This window comes from Arenimonas sp. MALMAid1274 (assembly GCF_049195245.1).
Classification (GTDB): Bacteria; Pseudomonadota; Gammaproteobacteria; order Xanthomonadales; family Xanthomonadaceae; genus Arenimonas.
In genome coordinates this window covers 946513-964384 of the sequence record NZ_JBMIRR010000027.1, presented here as the reverse complement: position 1 = coordinate 964384, position 17872 = coordinate 946513, and the positions used below count along the sequence as shown (strand labels likewise).

Sequence of the window (17872 nt, the reverse complement as noted above, 5' to 3'; positions counted from 1 at the left end):
ATGAGGGTGTCTCAGGACCCCTCGGCCCGGCCAGGCCGGAAACGGGGCGGTTGCCCGGAACCGTAGGGTTTTACGATTCTAGACCCTGTTCATCGCCCATTGTAAAGCACCCCCTGTTTAGGCTAGGGGGGTTGTGACCGCCATCACTGTTTCTCCTACGCCCGGGCGGGGGAATCTCTCAATTCGCGCCGAAGGATCTTGCCGACGTTGGATTTGGGCAGCTCGGCGCGGAACTCGACGATCTTGGGCAACTTGTAGCCGGTCAGCTGGTCCTTGCAGAACGCCTTGACCTGCTCGGCCGTCAGCGCCGGGTCCTTCTTGACGATCACCACCTTCACCGCTTCGCCGGACTTGTCGTCGGGCACGCCGACGGCCGCCACTTCCAGCACGCCCGGCATCAGCGCGATCACGTCCTCGACCTCATTGGGATACACGTTGAAGCCCGAGACCAGGATCATGTCCTTCTTGCGGTCGACGATGTAGAAGAAACCGTTCTCGTCCATCTTGGCCATGTCGCCGGTGTGCAGCCAGCCCTGCGCGTCGAGCACCTTGGCGGTTTCCTCCGGGCGCTGCCAGTAACCCGCCATCACCTGCGGGCCCTTGATGCACAGCTCGCCCACTTCGCCCACCGGCAACTCATTGCCGGCATCGTCCTTTACGCAGGCGTCGGTGGAGGAGATGGGCAGGCCGATGGCGCCGTTGTAGTCGGCCAGGTTCATCGGGTTGATGCAGGCCGCGGGCGAGGTTTCGGTCAGGCCGTAGGCCTCCACCAGCGTGATGCCAGTCACCTTCTTCCAGCGCTCGGCGACCGCACGCTGCACGGCCATGCCGCCGCCCAAGGTCAGGTGCAGCTTGGAGAAGTCGACCTGGTCGAAGCCGGGCGTATTGAGCAGCCCGTTGAACAGGGTGTTGACGCCGGTGATGCCGGTGAAGGGAATGGTCTTGAGCTCGGCCACGAAGCCCTTCATGTCCCGCGGATTGGTGATCAGGTAATTGAGGCCGCCGAACTTCATGAAGACCAGGCAGTTCGCGGTCAGCGCGAAGATGTGGTACAGCGGCAGCGCCGTGATGATGACCTCGTGGCCCATCTTGGCGTTGCCGCCGATCCACACTGCCGACTGCTGCATGTTCGCCACCAGGTTGCGGTGGGTCAGCATGGCGCCCTTGGCGACGCCGGTGGTGCCGCCGGTGTACTGCAGGAAGGCGATGTCGTGGCTGCGTATGTCGACCTTCGGCGCGGTCTGGCGCGCGCCGATGGCCAGGGCCTCGCTGAAGCGGATCGAGCCGGGCAGGGAGTATTCGGGCACCTGCTTCTTCACGTGCCGCAGCACGAAGTTGACGATCGCGCCCTTGGGGAAGCTGAGCATGTCGCCCACGGCGGTGACCAGCACCTTCCGCACGGACGTTTCGGCCACGACTTCCTGCACCACGCTGGCGAAGTTCTCCAGCACGACGATGGCGCTGGCGCCGGAGTCGGTGAGCTGGTGCTTGAGCTCGCGCGCGGTGTACATCGGGTTGGTGTTGACCACCGTGAGCCCGGCGCGCAGCACGCCGAAGATGGCCACGGGGTACTGCAGGATGTTGGGCATCATCAGGGCGACGCGGTCGCCCTTCTTGAGCTTGAGCTCGTTGAGCAGGTAGCTTGCGAACTGGGCGCTGAGGCGGTCGACGTCGCCGTAGGTGAGCTGCTTGCCGAAGTTGGCGAAGGCGGGGCGGTCACGGAAGTCGCGGCATACTTCGTCCAGCACCGACACGATGGACGCGTATTTCTCCAGATCCACCTCCGCCGGAATTCCGTCGGGATAGCTGGCCAGCCAAGGACGTTCAGAACCCATGCAAATTCCCCTGAAAACCGAGATGCGACGTCCAAAAGCCGCGTGGCGCAAGGCTCGTGCGGATTGGAGCTTTCACTCGATTGGAGCATACCCCCCGGGGACAGGCAAGGCGGCGGGGGTAGGGGTGCCGGGCCTGCGTACGTGGCTCTTCACGCTGGCCTGCCTGCTGTTGGTCGCGTGTTCGACCGAGCCGCCGGAGGCCGCGCTGAGGGCCCGCATCGACCAGATGCAGGTGGCGGCGGAAGCGCGGGACTCGGCGGCGGTGGCCGAAGCGCTGTCGGAGGAATTCGCCGGGCCCGAGGGCATGGATCGCGATGGATTCCGTCGCTACCTGGCCCTGGTCTGGCTGCGCAACCGCGAAGTGGGCGTGCAGCTGGGGCCGCTGGACGTGGCCCTGATCGGCGAGCGCGCCACGGTCGAGTTCACCGCGGCGGCCCGCGGCGGCGAGGGCTGGCTGCCCGACCGCGCGCAGGTCTACCGGGTCAAGACCGGCTGGCGGCTTGAAGATGGCGAGTGGAAACTGCTGTCGGCCAGCTGGGAGCCGACGCTCTGAATCCAGGGAGGGCCCGCAGGCCCTCCCGCCGTAGCCGCGGGATCAGGCGGCCTTGCGCGCGGCCAGCTGGCGGAGCACGAAGTGCAGGATGCCGCCGTGTCGGAAGTATTCCACTTCCTTGGGCGTGAGCAGCAGCACCTGCACCTGGAAGCGCAGCTCGGTACCGTCCGGACGTTTGGCCAGCACGGTGGCCTGCTTGGCCGCGCCGTCCTGCAGGCCCGCGATGGACACCACCTCGTCGCCCTTCAGGCCCAGGGTCTGGGCGTTCTGGCCTTCCAGGAACTGGCAGGGCAGCACGCCCATGCCGACCAGGTTGGAGCGGTGGATGCGCTCGAAGCTCTCGGCCACCACGGCCTTGACGCCCAGCAGCATGGTGCCCTTGGCCGCCCAGTCGCGCGAGGAGCCGGTGCCGTATTCCTTGCCGGCGAACACCACCAGCGGCACGCCGTCGGCCTTGTACTTCATGGCCGCATCGTAGATGGCCAGCTTCTCGCCGCCCGGGTAATACAGGGTGTTGCCACCTTCCTCGCCGCCCAGCATCAGGTTCTTGATGCGGATGTTGGCGAAGGTGCCGCGCACCATCACGTCGTCATTGCCGCGGCGCGAGCCGTAGCTGTTGAAGTCGGCCGGCTGCACGCCGCGCGCCTGCAGGAACTTGCCCGCCGGCGAGCTGCCCTTGATGTTGCCGGCCGGCGAGATGTGGTCGGTGGTGATGGAGTCGCCAAAGATGCCCATCACGCGGGCGCCCTGCACGTCCTGGATGCTGCCGACCGACATCTTCATGCCGTCGAAGTAGGGCGGGTTCTTGATGTAGGTGGAGGCTTCGTCCCAGGCGAAGGAGGCGCCGTCGGGCGAGGCGATCTGGTTCCAGCGGGTGTCGCCGGCGAAGACGCTGGCGTAGTTCTTGTGGAACATCTCCGGGCCGACGGTGCGGGCGATGAAGTCGCCGATTTCCTTGTTGCTCGGCCAGATGTCCTTCAGGTACACCGGCTGGCCATCGCTGCCCGTGCCCAGCGGCTCGGTGGACAGGTCGATGTCCACGGTGCCGGCGATGGCATAGGCCACCACCAGCGGCGGCGAGGCCAGGTAGTTCATCTTCACTTCGGCGTGCACGCGGCCTTCGAAGTTGCGGTTGCCCGACAGCACCGAGGTGACCACCAGGTCATTCTCGGCGATGCCCTTGGACACGGCGTCCGGCAGCGGGCCGGAATTGCCGATGCAGGTGGTGCAGCCATAGCCGACCACGTAGAAGCCCAGCTTCTCGAGGTCGTCGAGCACGCCGGCCTTCTTGAGGTAGTCGGTGACCACCAGCGAACCCGGGCCGAGCGAGGTCTTCACCCACGGGGCGGCCTTCAGGCCCTTGGCCACCGCATTGCGCGCCAGCAGGCCCGCGCCCAGCATCACCGCCGGATTGGAGGTGTTGGTGCAGGAGGTGATGGCGGCGATGACCACCGAGCCGTCGGTGAGGTGCGCGTCCTGGTCCTGGATGCGGATCGCGGAGCGCGGGCGCGAGGCCAGGTGCTCGGCCTGCGGCTGCGCCGCGCCTTCGGCATCCATCCGGCTGGTTTCTTCGTTCTTCGGCTTGCGGTTGGCGACCAGGCCTTCCAGGTTGGCGTTGAAGTTGGCCTTCATGTCGGTCAGCAGCACGCGGTCCTGCGGCCGCTTGGGACCGGCCAGCGAGGGCTTGACCTCGGCCATGTCCAGCGACAGCACCGAGCTGTACTCCGCGTCGGCCTGGCCGGGCGTGCGCCACAGGCCCTGAGCCTGGGCGTAGGCCTTGACCAGCGCGATCTGGGCCTCGTCGCGGCCCGACAGGCGCAGGTAGGTCAGCGATTCTTCGTCCACCGGGAAGATGCCGCAGGTGGCGCCGTATTCCGGGGCCATGTTGGCGATGGTGGCGCGGTCGGCCAGCGGCAGGTGGTCCAGGCCGTCGCCGAAGAACTCGACGAACTTGCCGACCACGCCGTGCCTGCGCAGCATCTGGGTGACGGTGAGCACCAGGTCGGTGGCGGTGGCACCTTCCGGCAGCTTGCCGGTGAGCTTGAAGCCCACGACCTGCGGGATCAGCATCGAGCTGGGCTGGCCCAGCATCGCGGCCTCGGCCTCGATGCCGCCCACGCCCCAGCCCAGCACGCCGATGCCGTTGATCATGGTGGTGTGCGAGTCGGTGCCGAACACGGTGTCCGGGAAGGCGTACTTCACGCCGTCGATGTCGCGCTCCATCACCACGCGCGCCAGGTGCTCGAGGTTCACCTGGTGCACGATGCCGGTGTTGGGCGGCACCACCTTGAAGTTGTCGAACGCCTTCTGGCCCCAGCGCAGGAAGCTGTAGCGCTCCTGGTTGCGCTCGAACTCGATCTTGCCGTTGAGGTCCAGCGCCTCGGCCTTGCCGAACACGTCCACCTGCACCGAGTGGTCGATCACCAGCTCGGACGGGATCAGCGGATTGATCTGGTCGGCGTTGCCGCCCAGCTTGACCACCGCGTCGCGCATCGCGGCCAGGTCGACCACGCAGGGCACGCCGGTGAAGTCCTGCAGCACCACGCGGGCCGGCATGAAGGCGATTTCGGTGTCCGGTTCGGCCTTGGCGTCCCAGGTGGCCACGGCCTCGATGTGCTCCTTGCCGACCGTCATGCCGCCGTCTTCGCAGCGCAGGAGGTTTTCCAGCAGGATCTTCATCGAGTAGGGCAGGCGGGCCAGGTTGAAGCGCTGGCCGAGCTTGGCGAGGCTGAAATAGGTGTAGGACGTACCGTTGACGGCCAATTGGTCGCGGGTCGCGAAGGAGTCGCTCATGGACAGGCTCCGGGCTGGAATTCGGCGGTGGGGATGGCTGGGAGGCGCGCGCGGCGGGCGCTCGCGACAGCGTCGTATTATGCCCGAAACGGCGGGCCTTGGCCCGGTTCGTGCTAGCCGTCGAGCCACTCGCGCGCCGATTGCACCAGCGCGCGGCGGGAAAACAGGAAGTCCCAGTAGCTGCCGCCCAGCTGGCGCCACAGCACCGCGGCGCGCAGGGCGGCCAGCAGGGTGGCGCGCACCTCACCGACCAGGTCGGGCTGGCCCAGGTAGACCGGGTTGCCCTGCACCAGCACGCGCGGCCCGATCGGACTGATCTCGCGGGCATAGAGGTCGCCCAGGCGCGACATCACCGTGGCGTGGGTGGGGCCCCAGTGCGCGTGCTGGCGTGACACGTCCTCAAGGCCCGTGCGTATCGCCTCGACGGCGCCGCGATGGTTGATGAAGCGGCGCTCCAGATGCAGCACCGTCATCGCCATGCGGGTCAGCGCGGCATCCCGGCCGGCGCCGCCTTCGAGCTGGTTGATCAGCCGGCCCAGGCCCGGTGCCAGGTTGGCGGCGCCGCCGTAGACGGCCTCGGGGGTTTCGGCATCAAAACGGAACAGGCTGTCGATGCAGGCGGCCAGCGGCTGGGTTTCGGACTGGCCGGTCTGGGCCAACTGCTGGACCAGCTGCACCGACTGCAGCAGTCCGGCAAGGGCGAGGGCACGATCCTTCATGCGGGGGAGGTCTTCCGTTCGAGGGGGGCGTCGGTGCGGGCGATGACGGCGCCGCCCAGGCATTCGTCGCCACGGTACAGCACCAGCGATTGACCCGGCGTGACTGCCCGCTGCGGCAGCGCGAAGGCTACGGAAAGCGCACCGTCGCCGTCCAGCGTCACTTCGCAGGCCTGGTCGTCCTGGCGGTAGCGGGTCTTGGCGGTGCAGGAAAAACGCGCGGCCGGCGGGCTGCCGGCGATCCAGTGCGCGGTTTCCGTCTGCAGGTGCGAGGACAGCAGGTAAGGGCTGTCGGTGCCCTGGTCCACGTACAGCACGTTGGCGGCCACGTCCTTGCCGACCACGTACCAGGGCGCTGCCGGCCGTCCGCGCACGCCGCCCACGTGCAGGCCCTCGCGCTGGCCCAGGGTGTAGTACCAGGCGCCGGCATGCTCGCCCACGCGGGTGCCGTCCACACTGCGGATCTCGCCCGGCCGGGCCGGCAGGTAGCGGCCCAGGAAGTCGCGGAAGTCCCGTTCGCCGATGAAGCAGATGCCGGTCGAATCCTTCTTGGCGGCGGTGGGCAGCCCGGCCTCGGCGGCCAGGGCGCGTACTTGCGCCTTGGGCAGGTGGCCGATCGGGAACAAGGTGGCCGCCAGCTGCGCCTGGCCCAGCTGGTGCAGGAAATAGCTCTGGTCCTTGCCGGTGTCGGCGCCGCGCAGCAGGCACCAGCGCCCATCGCGACGGGCAACCTGCGCGTAGTGGCCGGTGGCGATCTGCTCGGCGCCCAGCGCGTGGGCCTGGTCCAGGAAGGTCTTGAACTTGATTTCGCGGTTGCACAGCACGTCCGGGTTGGGCGTGCGGCCGGCGCGATACTCGGCCAGGAAGTGTTCGAACACGCCCGCCCAGTATTCGGCGGCGAAGTTGCGCGCATGGAAGGAAATGCCGAGCCGGCCGCAGATGCCCAGGGCGTCGCGGCGGTCGTCTTCGGCGCGGCAGTCGCCGCGGCCGGCGGAAGGTTCCGCGCCATCGGACGAGGCCTCGTCATTCCAGTTCTGCATGAAGAGGCCGGCGATGGATTCGCCCTGTCGCTGCAGCAGCAGCGCCGCCACCGAAGAATCCACGCCGCCGGACATGCCGACGATGACCCGGGCCGCACTCATGCGCAGTGCGTCAGGGCCTGCAGCGGGAAGCGGCGACCGGCGAGGAAATCGTCCACCACGCGCCACACCAGCGGACTGCGATGGCGCGCCGACTCGGCCTGCAGCTCGGCCGGACTGAGCCACAGCGCCTGCACGATGCCCTCGTCCAGCGGCCGCTGCGGATGGTGCCGCAGCGGCTCGGCCGCGAACGCCATGCGCAGGAAGTGTCGGCCGTCGGCCGGCGCCTTCCATTGGTAGGCGCCGATGAAGGCCGTGAGCGTGACCTCCCAGCCCGTTTCCTCCAGCGTTTCGCGCAGGGCGGCTTCCAGCAGGGTTTCGTCGGGCTCCAGGTGGCCGGCGGGCTGGTTGATCACCCGCTCGCCGCGCACCATTTCCTCCACGACCAGCAGCCGGCCGTCGCGCACCACCACGGTGGCGACGGTGACGTCGGGCTGCCAGAAACGGCCGCTGCGATAACTCAAAGGTCGTCCTTGCCGGTGAGGTCAAGCTCGACCGCATCGGCCGCGACGGCCGTCAGGTCGATCGCCTCGTCGAGCTGGTCGGCATTGGCGTCGGCCGAGATCTTGGTGACCAGCATCGCGGTCTTTTCCTGCTTGACCCAGGAGCCCAGCTTCAGCGTGTTGCTGCGCTCGAGCAGGTCGTTGGCGACGGCGGCCGGGAAGGCGCCGCCTTCGGACTGGTAGCCGGGCGACCAGATTTCACGGATGCGCAGGTTGTCGGTTTCCTCGACCACGGAGCGGACCCAGACCAGCTGGGTGCGGCCGTCGCCGACGTTCACGGTGATCTGGAAGTCGCCGTCGTCATCCACCGTGAACGGCGTGCCCTTCTTCTCAAGCTGGGCCTTGATCACGGGGTCGGGCGTGGCCGCATGGGCGGCGGTGGCGGCGAGGGCGAGGCAGATGGCGGCAAGGCAGGCAGCACGCAGCTTCATGGTGTTCCCCTGGTTGGTTTTTGGCCGGCTTTCCGGCCCGGCCATTGTCGGCGCAAAGGGCCGGGTGCGTCCACGCAACGCAGGCGGCCTTGCAACCGGGCCACGCCGGCCCGATTTATACTCCCGGAATGAGCCAAGACCCCCACCCCGAACGCGAGCACGACCACGGCCTGGCGGTCGAGACCGCCAAGCCCGAGGTGGTCCGGCCCCCCCTGTACCAGGTGGTGCTGCTCAACGACGACTTCACGCCCATGGATTTCGTGGTCGAGGTCCTGCAGGTCTTCTTCGCCATGAACCGGGAGAAGGCCACCCAGGTGATGCTGCACGTCCACACCCGTGGCAAGGGCGTTTGCGGCGTCTACACGCGGGAAGTGGCTGAATCGAAAGTGACCCAGGTCAACGACTATTCCCGCCAGCACCAGCACCCCCTGTTGTGCACCATGGAAAAGACCTAGGCTGGCCCCATATCGGAGCAAACGTTCCGGAGACGCCCCATGTTCAGCAAGGATCTCGAGTTCACCATTGGCCAGTGCTACAAGCAGGCCCGCGAAGCCCGCCATGAGTTCATGACGGTCGAGCACCTGCTGCTGGCCCTGCTGGACAATCCCTCCGCGGCCGGCGTGCTCAAGGCCTGCGGCGCCGACCAGCCCAAGCTGGCCACCGGATTGCGCCAGATCATCGCCGACACCGTGCCGGTGCTGCCGGCCGACGACCCGCGCGACACCCAGCCCACGCTGGGCTTCCAGCGCGTGCTGCAGCGCGCCGTCTACCACGTGCAGTCCTCGGGCAAGAAGGAGGTCACCGGCGCCAACGTGCTGGTCGCCATCTTCGGCGAGAAGGATTCGCACGCGGTCTACTTCCTCAACCAGCAGGAGATCACCCGGCTGGACGTGGTGAACTACCTCTCGCACGGCATCGCCAAGATCGGCGACGGCGCCGACGAGAAGCCCGCGCCGGAGGCCAACAAGGCCGAGGGCGAGGAGGGCGGCGAGTCCAAGGCCAATCCGCTGCAGGAATTCGCCAGCAACCTCAACGAGCTGGCCCGCGAGGGCAAGATCGATCCGCTGATCGGCCGCGAGGACGAGGTCGAGCGCACCATCCAGGTGCTCTGCCGCCGCCGCAAGAACAACCCGCTGTTCGTGGGCGAGGCCGGCGTGGGCAAGACCGCCCTGGCCGAAGGCCTGGCCTGGCGCATCGTCGAGGGCCGGGTGCCGGCCGTGCTCAAGGACGCGGTGATCTATTCGCTCGACCTGGGCTCGCTGGTGGCGGGCACCAAGTACCGCGGCGACTTCGAGAAGCGGCTCAAGGCCGTGATCAACCAGATCAAGAAGGAGCCGGGCGCCATCCTGTTCGTGGACGAGATCCACACCATCATCGGCGCCGGTTCGGCCTCGGGCGGCACCATGGACGCGTCCAACCTGATCAAGCCGGTGCTGCAGAACGGCGAGCTGCGCTGCATCGGCTCCACCACGTTCCAGGAGTACCGCGGCGTGTTCGAGAAGGACCGCGCGCTGGCGCGGCGCTTCCAGAAGATCGACGTGGTCGAGCCGACCATCGCTGAAGCGGTGGCCATCCTCAACGGGCTAAAAACCCGCTTCGAGGAGCACCACGACGTGGAATACTCCGGCGACGCCATCCAGGCGGCGGTGGACCTCTCGGTCAAGCACATCAACGACCGCCTGCTGCCCGACAAGGCCATCGACGTGATCGACGAGGCCGGTGCCCGCCAGCGGCTGGTGGATCCCGACAAGCGCAAGCAGGTGGTTGACGTCGAGGAAATCGAGCTGATCGTGGCCAAGATGGCGCGCATCCCGACCAAGCAGGTCAGCGCCTCGGACAAGGACGTGCTCAAGAACCTCGAGCGCAACCTCAAGATGGTCATCTTCGGCCAGGACGCGTCGATCGAGACCCTGGTCTCGGCGATCAAGCTGGCCCGCTCGGGCCTGGGCAATCCCGACAAGCCGATCGGCAACTTCCTGTTCGCCGGCCCCACCGGCGTGGGCAAGACCGAAGTGACCAAGCAGCTGGCGATGCAGCTGGGCATCGAGCTGGTGCGCTTCGACATGTCCGAATACATGGAAGCCCACTCCGTGAGCCGCCTGATCGGTGCGCCCCCGGGCTACGTCGGCTTCGACCAGGGCGGCCTGCTGACCGAGAAGATCGTCAAGACGCCGCACTGCGTGCTGCTGCTGGACGAGATCGAGAAGGCGCACCCGGACGTGTTCAACATCCTGCTGCAGGTCATGGACCGTGGCGTGCTTACCGACACCAATGGCCGAGAGGCCAACTTCCGCAACGTGGTGGTGGTGATGACCACCAACGCGGGCGCGGCAATGGCGGCCCGCCGCACCATGGGCTTCGTCGAGCAGAACCACACCACCGACGCGATGGAGATCATCCGCAAGGCGTTCACGCCGGAGTTCCGCAACCGCCTGGATGCCATCATCCAGTTCGGCGCGCTGGGCCTGGAGCACATCCTGCGCGTGGTGGACAAGTTCCTGATCGAGCTGGAGGCGCAGCTGCACGAGAAGCATGTTTCGCTGTCCGCCACCCCGGCCGCGCGCCAGTGGCTGGCCGAACACGGCTTCGACCCGCAGATGGGCGCACGCCCGATGTCGCGCCTGCTGCAGGACAAGATCAAGCGTCCGCTGGCCGACGAACTGCTGTTCGGCAAGCTGGCCGAGGGCGGCAAGGTCACGGTGGACGTGCGCGACGGCGAGCTGGTGGTGGACGCCCAGGCCGAGCCGGAAAAGCTGCTGCCCGCGACGGTCTGATCCCACCGCAGCGTTTGGCATCGCAATGCCCGCCCTTCGTGGCGGGCATTGTTGTGATGGGCCCGGTCAGATTTCTGCGAACAGCATCGGAATCAGGAACGCCGCGATCGAGGCCGCGATCCACACGCCAACGCGGGGGCGGGGTCCGCTCCCGCCCTTGGACCGGATGACGTGGACCGGGATGAGCACGAACAGCTGCACCGCCAGGGTCAGCAGGGCCGCGCCCACCGGAAACACCATGCCGATGCAGCCATCGCTCTCACAGGTCCGGCTGAAGCTGGCACCCCAGGCGGCCAGAAAGAAGATGACCGCCGTCGCCACCCCCAGAAAAGGAACGTCGGCCTTGGGTGCTTGGCTTGGCATGGGCTGGCTCCGGACTTGCGGCGGCTGATTCTAACGCCGGGGTTGGAGCGCGCGAAGACCGGGCAAAACAAAACGGCGGCACAGGGCCGCCGTTGCTTGCCGAGCATCCGGCCTGAAGGCCGTGCTGCCGGCGTCGGGCGCAGCGCGCCTTACTTCATGCGGTAGGTGATGCGGCCCTTGGTCAGGTCGTAGGGGGTCATCTCGACCTTGACCTTGTCGCCGGTGAGGATGCGGATGTAGTTCTTGCGCATGCGACCGGAGATGTGGGCGGTGATGACGTGGCCGTTCTCGAGCTTGACCCGGAACATGGTGTTCGGAAGGGTCTCGAGCACCGTGCCTTCGAATTCGATGGAATCGTCTTTGGACATTCTTGATTGCGCTGGACGGAAAAGCCGCCCTTGGAAGCCGCGCATTCTGCCATGTCCTTGCCGGGCTTGCAAAAATTTGGTTAAGCCGACAGCTCCGAGGCCGCGAAGGCGGGCAGGGTGCCGGCCCAGGAGCCCGGTGCGACGGGCTCTGCCGCCAATTGCGCGACCCGGGCCAGGAATTCGGGGCGGGCCAGTCGCCGGCCGCCGAGCGACACCAGGTGCGGGTTCTCGACCTGGGCGTCGATCAGCGGCCAGCCGTGCCGGGCCAGGTGCCGGGCCAGCGCGGCCAGGGCCACCTTGGAGCCGCCGGGCTCGGCGCTGAACATGCTTTCCCCGAAGAACATGCGCCCCACGGCCACGCCGTAGATGCCGCCGACCAGCCGGGGGCCGTCATGGACTTCGATGCTGTGCGCGTGCCCCTGTCGGTGCAGCGCCAGGTAGGCGCTGCGCATGTCGCGCGTGATCCAGGTGCCGTCCTGGCCCGGCCGCGGGCTGCGCGCGCAGGCGTCGATCACCGCGGCGAAGGCGCCGTCGGCGTTTACCTGCCAGGCGCTGCGCCGCAGCCATCGCCGGAATCGCGACGGTAGCCGGAAGCTCGCCGTGTCGAACACCATGCGCGGGTCCGGGCACCACCACAGGATCGGCTCGCCTTCCGAATACCAGGGAAAGATGCCGTGCCGGTAAGCGTTGAGCAGCCGCGGCGCCGACAGGTCGCCGCCCATGGCCAGCAGGCCGTTGGGCTCCCGAAGCGCCTGTCCTGCCGGCGGGAAGGCACCGTTGGGATCAGCCGGCAGCAGCGGTAGTCGGATCGGCATCGCGGTAGGGGCCGTGGGCCAGGATGGACGCACGATACCCCGCAGTGCCCTCACGTTCCTGGGCGCACCAGTCGGCGATCGCGCTGGCGAAGGCGGGGTCGGCCAGCCAGTGGTGGCTGCGGGTGGTCACGGGCAGGAAGCCGCGCGCGATCTTGTGCTCGCCCTGGGCGCCGGGTTCGAACACCTGCAGGCCTTCGCGCAGGCAGTAGTCGATGCCCTGGTAGTAGCAAGTCTCGAAATGCAGGCCGGGCGCCGGCACCGCTTCGCTGCTGCCCCAGTAGCGACCGTACAGCCGGTCGCCGCCGCGCAGGCAGAACGCGCCGGCCACGGCCTCGTCGCCCGCGTCGGCCAGGAAGATCACCACCTGACGCGGCATCGTGCGCGCCAGGTGCCGGAAGAAATCAAGGCTCAGGGCCGGATGGTTGCCGTAGTCGGCGAAGGTGCGGCAGTAGAAGCCGTGCATGCGCGCCAGGTCGTCGTCGCTGGCCTCGTCGCCGTGCACGGTGCGAAAGCGGTAGCCGGCGCGGCGCACCTTGTCGCGCTCCTGGCGCAGGTTCTTGCGCTTCTTGGGCTGCAGCGCCGCCAGGAAATCGTCGAAGTCGCGCCAGCCGCGGTTGCGCCAGTGGAACTGCACGTCCTCGCGCGCCAGCCACGGTCCCCCGAACGCCGCCGACTCGTCCTCGCCGTGGAAGTTCACATGCACCGACGACAGGCCGTCGCGTCCGGCCCGGTCCACCAGCGCGCGCGCCAGCGCCAGGCGATGCGCCGGGTCGTGCGCGAGCAGGCGCGGGCCGGTGACGGGCGAGTAGGGCACGGCCACCAGCCATTTCGGAAAATAGGCCTGGCCGTAGCGTGCGTAGGCGTTGGCCCAGGCATGGTCGAACACGAACTCGCCGTGCGAATTGCCCTTGAGGTAGGCCGGAGCCGCGGCCACCAGTTGCCCGTCCTGCCAGAGCGAGGCATGGCGCGGTGTCCACCCCCAGCGCGGACGCAGGCAACCCTGCTGTTCCAGGCCGGACAGGAAGGCATGCGCGACGAAGGGATTGGCGCCGTCATGCAGCCCGTCCCAGGCCGCGGCGGGGATCTCGTCGATGCGCTCGTGCAGTCGCAGGTCCATGGCCACAGCCTACCTGCCGGTCCGGGGATGCCGTGTGTACGTGGTGCTCAACAACCGGTACCCGCCGCGAGGCCGGCACCGGGTCGCCGCCGGCACGGCTTATTCCTTGTCGAGGAACTTCTCGGCGTCCAGCGCCGCCATGCAGCCGAAGCCGGCCGAGGTGATGGCCTGACGGTAGACTTGGTCGGCCACGTCGCCGGCGGCGAACACCCCCGGCACCGAGGTGGCGGTGGCGTTGCCGTCCAGGCCCGACTTGATGGTCAGGTAACCGTTGCGCATTTCCAGCTGGCCCTCGAACAGCGAGGTGTTGGGCGTGTGGCCGATGGCCACGAAGAAGCCCTGCACCGCGATCTCGCGCGGCGTGTCGTCCTTGGTCGAGCGGATGCGCATGCCGGTGACGCCGGTGTCGTCGCCCAGCACCTCGTCCACCGCGTGGTCCCAGATGATCTCGACCTTGCCGGCCTGGGCCTTGGCGAACAGCTTGTCCTGCAGGATCTTCTCCGAACGCAGCTTGTCGCGGCGGTGCACCAGGTAGACCTTGCGGGCGATGTTGCTCAGGTACAGCGCTTCCTCGACCGCGGTGTTGCCGCCGCCGATCACCGCCACGTCCTGGTCGCGGAAGAAGAAGCCGTCGCAGGTGGCGCAGGCCGACACACCCTTGCCCATGAAGCGCTGCTCGGACGGAATGCCCAGGTACTTGGCGCTGGCGCCGGTGGCGATGATCAGGCCGTCGGCGGTGTATTCGCCGCTGTCGCCCACCAGGCGGAACGGGCGCCGGCCCAGCTCCACGGTGTGGATGTGGTCGAACAGGATCTCGGTCTCGAAGCGTTCGGCATGCGCCTGCATGCGCGCCATCAGGTCCGGGCCCATCAGGCCGTGGGCGTCGCCGGGCCAGTTGTCCACCTCGGTGGTGGTCATCAGCTGGCCACCCTGCTGCAGGCCGGTGATCAGCACCGGCTTGAGGTTGGCGCGGGCGGCGTAGACCGCGGCGGCGTAGCCGGCGGGGCCGGAGCCGAGGATGAGCAGGCGGCTGTGCTTGGGGGCGGTCATGTATGATTCTTCGGTCAGGAAAGGGGCAGCGCGGCGGCGCCGGAGCAAGGCTCCGGAGGTGGCTGCGAAGGTCCTGTAGCTTGGAGGGCGAAGGGGGCCAAATCAAGGCGAACCCGGTTTCCTCTGTGTTTCGGCGGGCAGGACTTGTGGCCGAGGCAACGCGCCGGCAATTGCTGTATAAACAGCCGTCTATAACGTTTTCCTGAGGTCTTTTCTCTCAGTGGCGCGAACCGCAGATCGAAGCTCCACCGCCGGCCTCGACCGCCGCCAGAAACTCTGGCGCGAACTGGCCTTGGTCGCCATCTCGCCCTTGCTGCTGTACCTGCTGGCGAGCCTGCTGAGCTACCACACCGACGATCCGGGCTGGTCGCGCACCGGCAGCGTGGCCGGGCCGCTGCACAACTTCGGCGGCATCGTCGGCGCCTACCTGGCCGACCTGGCGTTCTGGTTCTTCGGCTACGTGGCCTACACCATCCCGCTGGTGCTGGGCGGCATCGCGTGGATCGCGCTGTTCGGCCTGGATTCGGACGGCGATGGCCGGGTGGACTTCGGCCCCGCGCTGCGCCTGATCGGCATCGTCGGTTTCCTGGTCACGGCCTGCGGCCTGGCCCACACCCAGGGCGGCGCGGCGCCGAACCTGCCGGCCGAGTCCGGCGGCATCCTGGGCCAGCTGGTGGGGACGTCCATGCGCACCGTGTTCGGCGGCATGGGCGGCAACCTGTTCCTGGTCGCCGTGGTTCTGATGTCCATCACCCTGGCCACGGGCCTGAGCTGGTTCGCGCTGATGGACTGGATCGGCGCGCAGATCCTGAAGCTGCTGGGCCGCTTCGGCCAGGGCGCGAAGCAGGCCGCCGAATGGCAGCGCGCCCGCGTGCTGCGCGAGGAGCGGGAGGAAGTGCGCAAGGTCGACACCGCCAAGCGCGCCAAGCGCGAGCCGGTGCGGATCGAACCGCCAGCCAAGTCGGTGATCGAGAAGTCCGAGCGGGCCCAGCGCGAGCAGCAGATCCCGCTGTTCAACGCCGCCGGCGGCGAAGGGCTGCCGCCGCTGTCGTTGCTGGACGATCCCAAGGAACAGCCCAAGGGTTATTCCGAGGAAACGCTGGAAACGCTGTCGCGCCAGATCGAGTTCAAGCTCAAGGACTTCCGGGTCGAGGTGCAGGTGGTCGGGGCCTACCCCGGCCCGGTGATCACCCGCTTCGAGATGGAGCCTGCGCCGGGCGTCAAGGGCAGCCAGATCAGTTCGCTGGACAAGGACATCGCCCGCGGCCTGTCGGTGAAGTCGGTGCGCGTGGTGGACGTGATCCCGGGCAAGTCGGTGGTGGGCCTGGAAATCCCCAATTCGCACCGCGAAACCATCTACCTCAGCGAGATCCTGCGCTCGAAGGAATACGACAAGCTGGCCTCGCCGCTGGCGATGGCGCTGGGCAAGGACATCGGCGGCCGGCCGGTGGTGGTGGACCTGGCGCGCATGCCGCACCTGCTGGTGGCGGGCACCACGGGTTCGGGCAAGTCGGTGGGCGTGAACGCCATGGTGCTGAGCCTGCTGTACAAGGCCACCGCCAAGGAAGTGCGCATGCTGATGATCGACCCCAAGATGCTGGAGCTGTCGGTCTACCAGAACATCCCGCACCTGCTGGCGCCGGTGGTCACCGACATGAAGGAGGCCGCCAATGGCCTGCGCTGGTGCGTGGCCGAAATGGAGCGCCGCTACAAGCTGATGAGCGCGGTGGGCGTGCGCAACCTGGCCGGCTTCAATCGCAAGGTCAAGGATGCGCGCGACGCCGGCCAGCCGCTGGTGGACCCGCTGTTCCGGCCCAACCCGGACCTGGGCGAGGCGCCGCGCACGCTGGAGGAACTGCCCTACATCGTCGTGTTCATCGACGAATTCGCCGACATGATGATGATCGTCGGCAAGAAGGTCGAAGAGCTGATCGCGCGCCTGGCGCAGAAGGCCCGCGCCGCCGGCATCCACCTCATCCTGGCCACGCAGCGGCCGTCGGTGGACGTGATCACGGGCCTGATCAAGGCGAACATCCCGACCCGCATCGCGTTCCAGGTGTCCAGCAAGATCGACTCGCGCACGATCCTTGATCAATCCGGCGCCGAGACGCTGCTGGGCAACGGCGACATGCTGTACCTGCCGCCCGGCACCGCCATGCCCGAGCGCGTGCACGGCGCCTTCGTCAGCGATGACGAGGTGCACCGCGTGGTGGCGCACCTGCGCCAGACCGGCGGCGGCCCGGACTACATCGAGGGCGTGCTGGAAGAGATCCAGATGATGGGCGATGGCGTGGTGGTCGGCCCCGGCGGCCTGCCCGAAGCCGGCAGCTCCGGCGACGAGTCCGACCCGCTGTACGACGAAGCGGTGAAGGTGGTCACCGAAACCCGGCGCGCGTCCATCTCCGGCGTCCAGCGCCGCCTCAAGATCGGCTACAACCGCGCGGCCCGCCTGATCGAGGCCATGGAAGCCGCCGGCATCGTCTCCGGCCCCGAACACAACGGCGACCGCACCGTCATAGCCCCCCCACCCCCCCGCTAAAATGCGGGGAATCCGGGGTCAGAGTACGTTTAGGAAGCAGGACAAGTTCGCTATCCCCTCGCGACGCGCTTCCTAAACGTACTCTGACCCCGGATTTCTAAACGTACTCTGACCCAGGATTTCAGTGGGTTTTTCGGCCTTGTTCAGGCGGGGGGCGGCATGCTCCCGCGCAATTCCTTGGAAATCGCCATGAAATCTCTTTTTGCCTTGATTGCCGTGTGCCTGCTGGTGTTGTCGGGCGGGGCGGATGCGGCCACTGCGCGGCAGCAGCTCGACAGTTTCAGCAAGGACGTGCAGGGCTTGTCGGCGCGGTTCGAGCAGCGGGTCTACGACCCCAACGGTGGGCTCACAGAAACCTCGATCGGCAGCGTGCAGCTCAAGGCGCCGCGCCAATTTCGCTGGGAGTACGAGAAGCCGCACCCGCAGCTTCTGGTGGCCGATGGCGACCATATCTGGATCTACGATCCGGACATGGAGCAGGTCACCGTGCGCCAGCAGAGCCTGGAAGAGCAGAACAGCCCGCTCGCCATGCTGATCGACCCGGCCGAGCTGGAGCGCCAATTCAAGGTCAGTGAAGGCGGCAAGGGCCAGGGCCTGGACTGGCTGCTGCTGGTGCCGAAGAAAGCCGATGAAGCGCCGTTCGACCGCGCCCGGCTGGGCTTCGGCCCGCGCGGCCTGGTGCGGATGGAGCTGTTCGATGGCCTCGGCCAGCGCACGGTGATGGGTTTCTCGACCTGGAAGCGCAACCCGGCCTTCGCCGCGGGCACCTTCGTGTTCGTCAAGCCCGAAGGCGTGGACCAGGTCGGCGATGTCGCCGAATCGGCCGAAGTGCTGCCCCTGGCCGAATGAGCCGCACCCGCCAGGACCGCGGTCGGG

General features: G+C 67.7%; 15 protein-coding genes and 1 pseudogene. 5 read left to right on the top strand and 11 right to left on the bottom strand.

Going from position 1 to position 17872, the window contains the following annotated elements; all coding sequences use genetic code 11:
• Window positions 1–155: 155 nt before the first annotated feature.
• Window positions 156–1835, bottom strand: a complete 1680-nt coding sequence (locus ACOQFR_RS13120) for a long-chain fatty acid--CoA ligase (RefSeq protein WP_421382598.1) — start codon at window positions 1833–1835, stop codon at window positions 156–158.
• A gap of 124 nt (window positions 1836–1959) precedes the next feature.
• On the opposite strand from ACOQFR_RS13120, the gene ACOQFR_RS13115 reads away from it, so the two are divergent.
• On the top strand, window positions 1960–2388 hold the full coding sequence (locus ACOQFR_RS13115) for a nuclear transport factor 2 family protein (protein ID WP_421382596.1): 429 nt from the start codon (window positions 1960–1962) through the stop codon (window positions 2386–2388).
• 42 nt (window positions 2389–2430) lie between these two features.
• Here the strand turns inward: ACOQFR_RS13115 and acnA are convergent, their stop codons facing one another.
• The 5 genes from acnA to ACOQFR_RS13090 all read right to left on the bottom strand — a co-directional run bounded on the left by acnA (window position 2431) and on the right by ACOQFR_RS13090 (window position 7970).
• Window positions 2431–5181, bottom strand: coding sequence for an aconitate hydratase AcnA (gene acnA / locus ACOQFR_RS13110; protein ID WP_421382594.1), 2751 nt, complete (start codon window positions 5179–5181; stop codon window positions 2431–2433).
• Between the two features lie 113 nt (window positions 5182–5294).
• On the bottom strand, window positions 5295–5900 hold the full coding sequence (hflD, locus tag ACOQFR_RS13105) for a high frequency lysogenization protein HflD (RefSeq protein WP_421382592.1): 606 nt from the start codon (window positions 5898–5900) through the stop codon (window positions 5295–5297).
• On the bottom strand, window positions 5897–7039 hold the full coding sequence (mnmA, locus tag ACOQFR_RS13100) for a tRNA 2-thiouridine(34) synthase MnmA (protein WP_421382590.1): 1143 nt from the start codon (window positions 7037–7039) through the stop codon (window positions 5897–5899). The genes hflD and mnmA overlap by 4 nt, the downstream gene beginning before the upstream one ends.
• A complete protein-coding gene (locus tag ACOQFR_RS13095; protein ID WP_421382588.1) occupies window positions 7036–7500 on the bottom strand; it encodes an NUDIX hydrolase in 465 nt (154 codons plus the stop codon). The genes mnmA and ACOQFR_RS13095 overlap by 4 nt, the downstream gene beginning before the upstream one ends.
• Window positions 7497–7970, bottom strand: a complete 474-nt coding sequence (locus tag ACOQFR_RS13090; protein WP_421382586.1) for a hypothetical protein — start codon at window positions 7968–7970, stop codon at window positions 7497–7499. The genes ACOQFR_RS13095 and ACOQFR_RS13090 overlap by 4 nt, the downstream gene beginning before the upstream one ends.
• A gap of 128 nt (window positions 7971–8098) precedes the next feature.
• Between ACOQFR_RS13090 and clpS the strand changes: the two genes are divergently transcribed.
• Together clpS and clpA are read left to right on the top strand one after the other, a co-directional pair.
• Window positions 8099–8425, top strand: a complete 327-nt coding sequence (gene clpS, locus ACOQFR_RS13085; protein ID WP_421382584.1) for an ATP-dependent Clp protease adapter ClpS — start codon at window positions 8099–8101, stop codon at window positions 8423–8425.
• Between the two features lie 39 nt (window positions 8426–8464).
• Window positions 8465–10744, top strand: a complete 2280-nt coding sequence (gene clpA / locus ACOQFR_RS13080) for an ATP-dependent Clp protease ATP-binding subunit ClpA (protein ID WP_421382582.1) — start codon at window positions 8465–8467, stop codon at window positions 10742–10744.
• Between the two features lie 66 nt (window positions 10745–10810).
• Here the strand turns inward: clpA and ACOQFR_RS13075 are convergent, their stop codons facing one another.
• From ACOQFR_RS13075 to trxB, 5 genes are all read right to left on the bottom strand, one after another.
• Window positions 10811–11107 (bottom strand): hypothetical protein, encoded by a 297-nt coding sequence (locus ACOQFR_RS13075; RefSeq protein ID WP_421382580.1) that lies wholly within the window; start codon window positions 11105–11107, stop codon window positions 10811–10813.
• 149 nt (window positions 11108–11256) lie between these two features.
• Window positions 11257–11475, bottom strand: coding sequence for a translation initiation factor IF-1 (gene infA, locus ACOQFR_RS13070; protein WP_034211033.1), 219 nt, complete (start codon window positions 11473–11475; stop codon window positions 11257–11259).
• Between the two features lie 80 nt (window positions 11476–11555).
• Window positions 11556–12290, bottom strand: coding sequence for a leucyl/phenylalanyl-tRNA--protein transferase (gene aat, locus ACOQFR_RS13065; protein ID WP_421382578.1), 735 nt, complete (start codon window positions 12288–12290; stop codon window positions 11556–11558).
• On the bottom strand, window positions 12259–13413 hold the full coding sequence (locus ACOQFR_RS13060) for a GNAT family N-acetyltransferase (protein ID WP_421382576.1): 1155 nt from the start codon (window positions 13411–13413) through the stop codon (window positions 12259–12261). Before ACOQFR_RS13060 ends, aat begins: the two co-directional genes overlap by 32 nt.
• 93 nt (window positions 13414–13506) lie before the next feature.
• Window positions 13507–14457, bottom strand: coding sequence for a thioredoxin-disulfide reductase (trxB, locus tag ACOQFR_RS13055; protein ID WP_421382574.1), 951 nt, complete (start codon window positions 14455–14457; stop codon window positions 13507–13509).
• A gap of 256 nt (window positions 14458–14713) precedes the next feature.
• Here trxB and ACOQFR_RS13050 point away from each other — a divergent pair.
• Together ACOQFR_RS13050 and lolA are read left to right on the top strand one after the other, a co-directional pair.
• Window positions 14714–16996 (top strand): annotated as a pseudogene (locus ACOQFR_RS13050) (DNA translocase FtsK); the annotation flags it as partial.
• 189 nt (window positions 16997–17185) lie between these two features.
• Window positions 17186–17845 (top strand): outer membrane lipoprotein chaperone LolA, encoded by a 660-nt coding sequence (gene lolA / locus ACOQFR_RS13045; protein WP_421382572.1) that lies wholly within the window; start codon window positions 17186–17188, stop codon window positions 17843–17845.
• Window positions 17846–17872 lie beyond the last annotated feature (27 nt).

Excerpts from the sequence above, each read along its gene's own strand:
- ACOQFR_RS13120 (WP_421382598.1), bottom strand. The coding sequence starts at position 1,835 with ATGGGTTCTGAACGTCCTTGGCTGGCCAGCTATCCCGACGGAATTCCG.
- acnA (WP_421382594.1), bottom strand. The coding sequence starts at position 5,181 with ATGAGCGACTCCTTCGCGACCCGCGACCAATTGGCCGTCAACGGTACG.
- hflD (WP_421382592.1), bottom strand. The coding sequence starts at position 5,900 with ATGAAGGATCGTGCCCTCGCCCTTGCCGGACTGCTGCAGTCGGTGCAG.
- mnmA (WP_421382590.1), bottom strand. The coding sequence starts at position 7,039 with ATGAGTGCGGCCCGGGTCATCGTCGGCATGTCCGGCGGCGTGGATTCT.
- ACOQFR_RS13090 (WP_421382586.1), bottom strand. The coding sequence starts at position 7,970 with ATGAAGCTGCGTGCTGCCTGCCTTGCCGCCATCTGCCTCGCCCTCGCC.
- clpS (WP_421382584.1), top strand. The coding sequence starts at position 8,099 with ATGAGCCAAGACCCCCACCCCGAACGCGAGCACGACCACGGCCTGGCG.
- clpA (WP_421382582.1), top strand. The coding sequence starts at position 8,465 with ATGTTCAGCAAGGATCTCGAGTTCACCATTGGCCAGTGCTACAAGCAG.
- ACOQFR_RS13075 (WP_421382580.1), bottom strand. The coding sequence starts at position 11,107 with ATGCCAAGCCAAGCACCCAAGGCCGACGTTCCTTTTCTGGGGGTGGCG.
- infA (WP_034211033.1), bottom strand. The coding sequence starts at position 11,475 with ATGTCCAAAGACGATTCCATCGAATTCGAAGGCACGGTGCTCGAGACC.
- aat (WP_421382578.1), bottom strand. The coding sequence starts at position 12,290 with ATGCCGATCCGACTACCGCTGCTGCCGGCTGATCCCAACGGTGCCTTC.
- trxB (WP_421382574.1), bottom strand. The coding sequence starts at position 14,457 with ATGACCGCCCCCAAGCACAGCCGCCTGCTCATCCTCGGCTCCGGCCCC.
- lolA (WP_421382572.1), top strand. The coding sequence starts at position 17,186 with ATGAAATCTCTTTTTGCCTTGATTGCCGTGTGCCTGCTGGTGTTGTCG.